We start from the raw sequence: 1,784 nt of genomic DNA on the forward strand, positions 1-1,784 counted from the left end.
CTCAAGCGATCTGATCAAACAGTCGGAAAGTTAAGTCCGTCGGACGTCTGACATTTTAAAGGGCCGGTCTTGCAAAAGACCGGCCCTTAATAACAACGGCTCTCAGCCGAAGCCGGACGTTGCAGCGATGTTGTTTCACTGGCCGGTTTATCCGGGCATTCGCGCGAATTTCTGCAACGAGGGATCAATCGTATCCCAGACATGACCGCAGATGCTGTAGGTGACCACCTGCGGATTAAACTGGCCAGGGTCATCAAGGCTTGCCGCGTGGATCACGATCAATTCCGGCATTGCCGCGAATGTCAGGTAGACCGGTGTTCCGCAGGTCGGGCAGAAGGCGTGGATCTTTTCGTTCCCACTATCGGCCGTTACCCGCCAGGTTTTCGCTTCGCCGATAACTGTCACATCGGCGCGCTGCGGGAAGGTCAGATAGGACCCATGCCCTGTACCGCTTCGTTTCTGGCAATGCACGCACTGGCAGTGGCTCTCGAAGACGGGTTCGCTGCTCGTTTCAAAACGGATGGCACCACACGCGCATCCGCCGGTGTAATCTTTCGCCTTGCTCATTACATTCGCTCCGTTGACTGTGGATGTGAGTGCTGCACACGATTGCGCCGTTCGGGACGACGCCCGGTGGGTCACGCGGCTTTCGGTTTGGCGAAGACGTCGAGCCCAGAGCCGGTTTCCAGATAGGATTTCAAGCTGGAGAGGACGACCGGCCAGCCTTTGCTGATGCCCTTCGCCATATCGCTGTCCGCTTCGAGTTCGTCATGCGCAACGGTCAGCCGAACCATGTCTTCGTATTCCTCGATCTCGAAGGTCACCCGACTGTGGCTTTCCGGATTATCGGCCCGTGCGGGACTCGCCCAGGATATGACCAGACGGTTCGGCGGCGAGAACTCGATAACCTTGCCGACAATATTAACGGTCCGCTCGTCATTGGCGCGGATATGCTCCCATGTCGATCCGGGTTTCCAGTCGGATACATTCTCATGGCCCCAGTAGCGCCGTGTGATCTCCGGATTGCTGATGGCTTCGAACACTTTCTCGGGTGTCGAGGCAATATAGGTCACGTAAACAAAGCTGGTCACTTCTTTGGTCATGGTCATTCTCCCTCGAGTTCCTTTTTCAAATCGTGCAGCAGGCTGAGCCGCGGTGCTTCAAATTTCCGCACCCACCGCTCGTAGACCTCTTGCAGCGGCACAGGGTTGATGAAATGCAGCTTTTCCCGACCCCGCCTGACTGTGCTCACCAGACTGGCCTCTTCCAATATCCCGAGGTGTTGGGTGGCGGATTGCCGGGCCATATCGAAATTTTCGCAAAGCTGGCCGAGCGTTTGCCCGTTCTTCTCATAAAGACAGTCAAGCAGCTTCCTGCGTGTCGGGTCGCTCAGCGCTTTGAAAACCTTATCAGTATCCATCGTTCTCGCTCAGTTTGTATAAGAGCACATTATGCAGGCTAAAACCTGCATGTCAAGAGCAGGTATTTACCTGCATATTAGCGTTATTCAGCTTCAGCACCAGTTGGACAAATCCCCCTTCTGGGCAGAGACAAGCGCAGGTCTGGAATTGATAATTCATTGAAATAAAGATGTATTCCAGCCTTCCCGGGAATGACGATCAGGGTCGAAAGGGGTGGAAACGCTTTGCAACAGACAAGGGCCGGACATCAAAATGTCCGGCCCTTGTTGCGTTTGGATATCGGCCAAAGGTTATTCTGCGGGAAGGTCGTTTTCCCGGCGGAATGTATGGGCCGGATAAACACCGAGAATGCGGACTTCATGC

Annotated in this window: 3 protein-coding genes; all 3 read right to left on the minus strand. The window is 54.7% G+C overall.

Going from position 1 to position 1,784, the window contains the following annotated elements:
* Positions 1-147: 147 nt before the first annotated feature.
* On the minus strand, positions 148-567 hold the full coding sequence (locus tag AAC126_RS22285) for a GFA family protein (RefSeq protein ID WP_339857676.1): 420 nt from the start codon (positions 565-567) through the stop codon (positions 148-150).
* A 71-nt stretch (positions 568-638) separates the two neighbouring features.
* Positions 639-1,103, minus strand: a complete 465-nt coding sequence (locus AAC126_RS22290; protein WP_339857678.1) for an SRPBCC family protein — start codon at positions 1,101-1,103, stop codon at positions 639-641.
* Between the two features lie 2 nt (positions 1,104-1,105).
* Entirely contained in the window at positions 1,106-1,420 is a 315-nt protein-coding gene (locus AAC126_RS22295) for a helix-turn-helix domain-containing protein (protein WP_339857681.1), read from the minus strand.
* Positions 1,421-1,784 lie beyond the last annotated feature (364 nt).

It is taken from the genome of uncultured Nisaea sp. (assembly GCF_963974195.1).
Lineage (GTDB): Bacteria > Pseudomonadota > Alphaproteobacteria > Thalassobaculales > Thalassobaculaceae > Nisaea.